This window comes from Butyricicoccus sp., from assembly GCF_050872565.1.
In the GTDB taxonomy this organism is placed as follows: domain Bacteria; phylum Bacillota; class Clostridia; order Oscillospirales; family Butyricicoccaceae; genus Butyricicoccus_A.
In genome coordinates, this window is the sequence record NZ_JBNMHC010000180.1 from 1 (window position 1) to 4,595 (window position 4,595).

At 51.0% G+C, this 4,595-nt stretch carries 6 protein-coding genes and 1 riboswitch; of the genes, 1 reads left to right on the forward strand and 5 read right to left on the reverse strand.

Annotated features, from left to right (window positions below; translation table 11 throughout):
• The 4 genes from thiH to thiS form a co-directional block, all read right to left on the reverse strand.
• The coding region (thiH, locus tag ACR0P9_RS08055) for a 2-iminoacetate synthase ThiH (protein WP_432619034.1) at nt 1-1,059 on the reverse strand (1,059 nt) is incomplete at its 3' end.
• 12 nt (nt 1,060-1,071) lie between these two features.
• Nucleotides 1,072-1,836, reverse strand: coding sequence for a thiazole synthase (locus ACR0P9_RS08060; RefSeq protein ID WP_432619036.1), 765 nt, complete (start codon nt 1,834-1,836; stop codon nt 1,072-1,074).
• Between the two features lie 51 nt (nt 1,837-1,887).
• Entirely contained in the window at nt 1,888-2,697 is an 810-nt protein-coding gene (gene thiF / locus ACR0P9_RS08065; protein ID WP_432619037.1) for a sulfur carrier protein ThiS adenylyltransferase ThiF, read from the reverse strand.
• Between the two features lies 1 nt (nt 2,698).
• A complete protein-coding gene (gene thiS / locus ACR0P9_RS08070; protein WP_432619039.1) occupies nt 2,699-2,893 on the reverse strand; it encodes a sulfur carrier protein ThiS in 195 nt (64 codons plus the stop codon).
• Nucleotides 2,894-2,987: 94 nt separating this feature from the next.
• A riboswitch (TPP riboswitch) is annotated at nt 2,988-3,097 on the reverse strand.
• Between the two features lie 169 nt (nt 3,098-3,266).
• Between thiS and ACR0P9_RS08075 the strand changes: the two genes are divergently transcribed.
• Nucleotides 3,267-4,151, forward strand: coding sequence for an aldose 1-epimerase family protein (locus tag ACR0P9_RS08075; RefSeq protein WP_432619041.1), 885 nt, complete (start codon nt 3,267-3,269; stop codon nt 4,149-4,151).
• Between the two features lie 47 nt (nt 4,152-4,198).
• On the opposite strand, the gene ACR0P9_RS08080 is transcribed toward ACR0P9_RS08075, so the two are convergent.
• On the reverse strand, nt 4,199-4,595 hold a 397-nt coding region (locus ACR0P9_RS08080), incomplete at its 5' end, for a YbhB/YbcL family Raf kinase inhibitor-like protein (RefSeq protein ID WP_432619043.1).

Genomic DNA, 4,595 nt, shown 5'->3' on the forward strand with positions numbered 1-4,595 from the left:
GATGTGATCGCCGATGCCTGTCGAAACACCGGCAGAAATCTTGGTTGCGGCGATGTTGATGATACCGTTGCGATAGCCAGCGCGTTCACGGGTGGAAATTGTGATGCTGGCAAACGGCATGAACAGACGATACGCACAGATAATCTGGGTCAGCTGCGTCTCGTGTACGTCTTTCGGATTGATTTTATCGTTGTTGATAATCGGGCGCAGACGCGGACAAGAGAAGGCAATTTCCGCATGGGGATACTTTTTCTGAATCAGATACGCGTGCATACCGGTGGCAAAGGCATCCTTGCGGAAGTCATCCAGACCGAGCAGAGCGGCAAAGCCAACACCGCGCATACCGCCGATCAAAGCGCGTTCCTGTGCATTGACACGATACGGGAAAATTCGCTTGTGTCCGCCCAGATGCAAGGTCTCATATTTGTCTGGGTTGTAGGTTTCCTGAAAGACAGTGACATAATCCACACCGCATTCATGCAGATGACGATATTCATCCGAATTGAGCGGATAAATCTCGACACCGATCACAGTGAAATACTTGCGGGCAATCTTACATGCTTCACCGATATAATCTACCGGAGACATGGTGCGGCTTTCACCGGTCAGAATCAGAATTTCCCTCAGACCGGATTCTGCGATTGCTGCCATTTCCTTGTCCACTTCTTCCATGGTGAGCTTGCCGCGGCGAATCTTGTTGTGGCAGTTAAAACCGCAGTAAATACAATAGTTTTCACAGTAATTGGCAATGTAGCACGGGGTAAACATCATAACAGAATTGCCAAAGTGCTTGCGGGTTTCCTGCTGGGCGCGCTTTGCCATCTGCTCGACATACGGCTGAGCTGCCGGAGAGAGCAGGGCAGCAAAATCTTCCGGTGTCAGCGTATCCTTGGACAGAGCGCGGATGACATCAGCAGCGGTATATTTGGTTTCATCATAGCCTTCGCGGGCTTCGAGCACCTGCTCCATGATATTGCCCGGCACGATTTCCATGCCCGGCTGATATTCCATGTGATTGGTCTCGCGGGTGATATATTTTGCGTTGATAACTTCACTCATGTCTGCTCCTCCTTAGTCTGCCAAGAAACCGGTCAGCGGGGAAGAAGCGGAAGCCTTTTCGAGAATACGACCCATGCCGGACAGATAAGCGGTGCGGCCTGCCTCAATGGCCTGCTTAAATGCGCCAGCCATAGCCGGAATGTCACCGGCGGTTGCAATCGCTGTGTTGGACATGACAGCGGCACAGCCCATTTCCATTGCTTCACATGCCTGGCTCGGCTTGCCAATGCCGGCATCGACGATGATCGGCAGATCAATTTCGTCTACCAGAATTTGAATGAATTCCTTGGTCACTAAGCCCTTGTTGGTGCCGATTGGTGCGCCGAGCGGCATGACTGCAGCGGCACCGGCATTGACGAGATCGCGTGCGGCGTTCAGATCCGGGTACATATACGGCAGAACGACGAAGCCTTCCTTTGCCAGAATTTCGGTTGCCTTGATGGTCTCATAGTTGTCCGGCAGCAGATACTTGGATTCGTGAATACATTCGATCTTGATGAAGTTGCCGCAGCCGACCTCACGAGCCAGACGCGCAATACGGACAGCTTCTTCTGCGTTGCGGGCACCGGACGTGTTCGGCAGCAGAGTTACGCCTTCCGGAATATAATCCAAAATGTTGTCAATGCTGCCGAGCGTTGCGCGGCGAAGTGCCAGCGTAACAATCTGTGCACTGGCGTATTCTACAGCAGCCTTGATGAGATCCAGAGAGTATTTGCCGGAACCGAGAATAAAGCGGGAAGTAAATTCGTGTCCGCCGAGGGTAAATGTATCAGCCATGATGAAAAGTTCTCCTTTGTTTCGATGAAAAATGCTAAAAAATAAATGAAATTACGGTTCTTCGATGCTGAGCAGCAAGCGAAGTACCATGTTTGCCTCATGTCCGGCGCAGACCGTAACGCGCGGGGACATCAGACCAACGCCGTTTGCGGCAGCGGTTTCTCCATCACCGCAGACATAGAGTCGAGACATGCGCTTGCGGGTGACGATGGAATTGGACGAACCGTACCCCGCCATGCCGGAACCGGATACAATGCGAATGGTTTCGGATTCGCTGAGCAGGGTAGAGACAAGCTCTGCCTTGCAGACCGGATTGTCGAATGCTTCGCACACGACATCACAATCCGCAAATAATTCCATGGCATTGTCCGCTGTGATGCGGACCGTATGCGTCTCAACAGAGATAAACGGGTTGATTTCGTGAATGAGAGAAGCGGTTGCTTCGGTTTTGTACTGACCGAGATGCGAGACAAAATAGTTTTGCCGGTTGAGATTGCTCGGTTCAACGATGTCAAAATCTGCGAGCACCAGCTGTCCCACACCGGTTCGTGCGAGCATTGCAGCGATATTGGAACCGAGTCCGCCGAGACCGGCAATGCCGACACGAGCCTTGCGCACAGTTTCATGTACCTTGGGGGAATGCCGTGCTGCCATCATGTGCTCCAGCACATCGCGCGGCGGCAAAACACCTTTTTCAATCAGCGTGATGCTGTCGCCGTCCTCCAAGATACAATCTTCGTTGGTCTGAAAACCATTGCGGATCGTGACGGAAGCGGTGGGCTGCAATTGCTTTGCCGCCTGCTGTAAGCCGATGCCGTCGGGCAGCTGCACAGGCTTTCCGTTGCAAATGATGTGAAGCATATTAGCCGCCTCCTACAAAGCAGACGATTTCTACTGCGTCTGCATCGTGCAGCGCAAAGGTATCGTACTGTGCTTTCGGAACAATGGCGCCATTAACTTCTACCGCAATGCGGGTGAGCGGATAGCCCTGCTGTTCCAGAAGGGTATGAACCGTCATTCCATCGGTCGCAGGAACTGCGTTTCCGTTTACTTTCATCGGGTATTTCCTCCTTTTGATACAAGATAGACATGAAAAAAGACCATCGACTTTGGAAGTCGTGGTCTTACCTGCGTTTGTCTTGTTCAAAACTAGTAAATAACCTCGAAACTCCCTACGTCGGTACTAACCGGACAGGTTCAATGAGTAAGGAGGCAGTATCTCCACTCTCAACCGCTTCGCGCGGGTCCCCAGTTCGAACAAAGTCTTCAATTGTCTTTTCGTGAGCATTATACGACAGCAAAAAGGGATTGTCAATCATTTTTTTTCTGAGCGGTTCACGAAAAGCGAAAAAACATCGGTTGACGAATATGCGCAAAAATGCTAAACTGAACCTAGGAAACCGTGCGTTTTTTGTGGAAAAGGAGAGAATATGACGTACACGATTGAAAATGAAAAATTTTCTGTCACCATAGACAGTAAGGGCGCAGAACTCAGCTCGATGCGCTCGAAACAGACGGGAATCGAATATGTCTGGCAGGCAGAGCCGAGTATCTGGGCACGCCATGCGCCGGTGCTGTTTCCGATTATCGGCCGACTGAAAGATAAGACCTATTCCGTCGGCGGAAAAAGCTATCAAATTACGCAGCATGGCTTTGGCAGAGATTTGGAATTTGTCTGCACCGAGCAGACAGACACCAGCATTGCCTTGATGCTGAAGCCGAATGCATATACCAAACCGATGTATCCGTTTGATTTTGCGTTTACCGTGCGGTATACGCTGGAGGGAAATACGCTGAGAAAACAGCACATCACGACCAATCACGGCGATACAGACATGTACTACGAAGTCGGCGGTCACGATGCATACAACGTTGCGTTGGAACCAAACGAAACCATGGAAGATTATTACGTGGATTTCGGTTCTGGCGATGCGATTTATCCGCTCATCAATGATGATGCGCTGATGATTACTAAGGACAAGCGCACAGTGCCGCTGGAAGACGGCAAACTGTTTTTGTCCAGTGAGCTGTTTAAACTGGACGCTCTGATTTTGGATGACTGCAAGAACAGAACGGTCAGCATTCGCAGCAAAAAGTCCAAACATGTGATTTCTATGAAATTCGCTGATTTCCCATATTTAGGTATTTGGAGCAAGTACACGGGAAAAGATACCAATTATGTCTGCATCGAGCCATGGAGCACGCTGCCGGATGCAAATTATCTGGATCATGCCCTGGAAAATAAGATCGGCGTGCGAAAACTCGCACCGAATAGCAGCGAAACGCTGACCTTTGCAACAACGATTGAGGAATAAAAAAGCAGAAGCTGCAAACGCAGCTCCTGCGAGAGAAATCAAAAGGATTACTTGGCGCGATACATCGCCGACAGGCGGGTGTGCGACAGCACATGACCGCGCAGGCCGTGAATCAACTCGTTGAGATAGAAGCCCGGCTTCAGGTTCAGCTTGCAGTCCAGCGCATAGACGGACAGATCGTACTGATGGTCCTTATCCGGAGGTGCCATGCCGCCGTAGCGCGAGGCTTCTTCGATGGACTCATCGGATGCCACGCTGTGGAAGCTGGTGCAGCCCTGAATCAACGATGGGTCGTGTCGGCTCGCATCTTCCGGCAGCTCTGTGACCGTTAAATCGCACAGTGCCCAGTGAATCCAGGTAAAACCGCACACCGGAATCGAATCCAAATCGTCCAGCACGACGGCAAAGCTGACCGTGCCTTCCGGTGCATCCTCAATCTTGAAC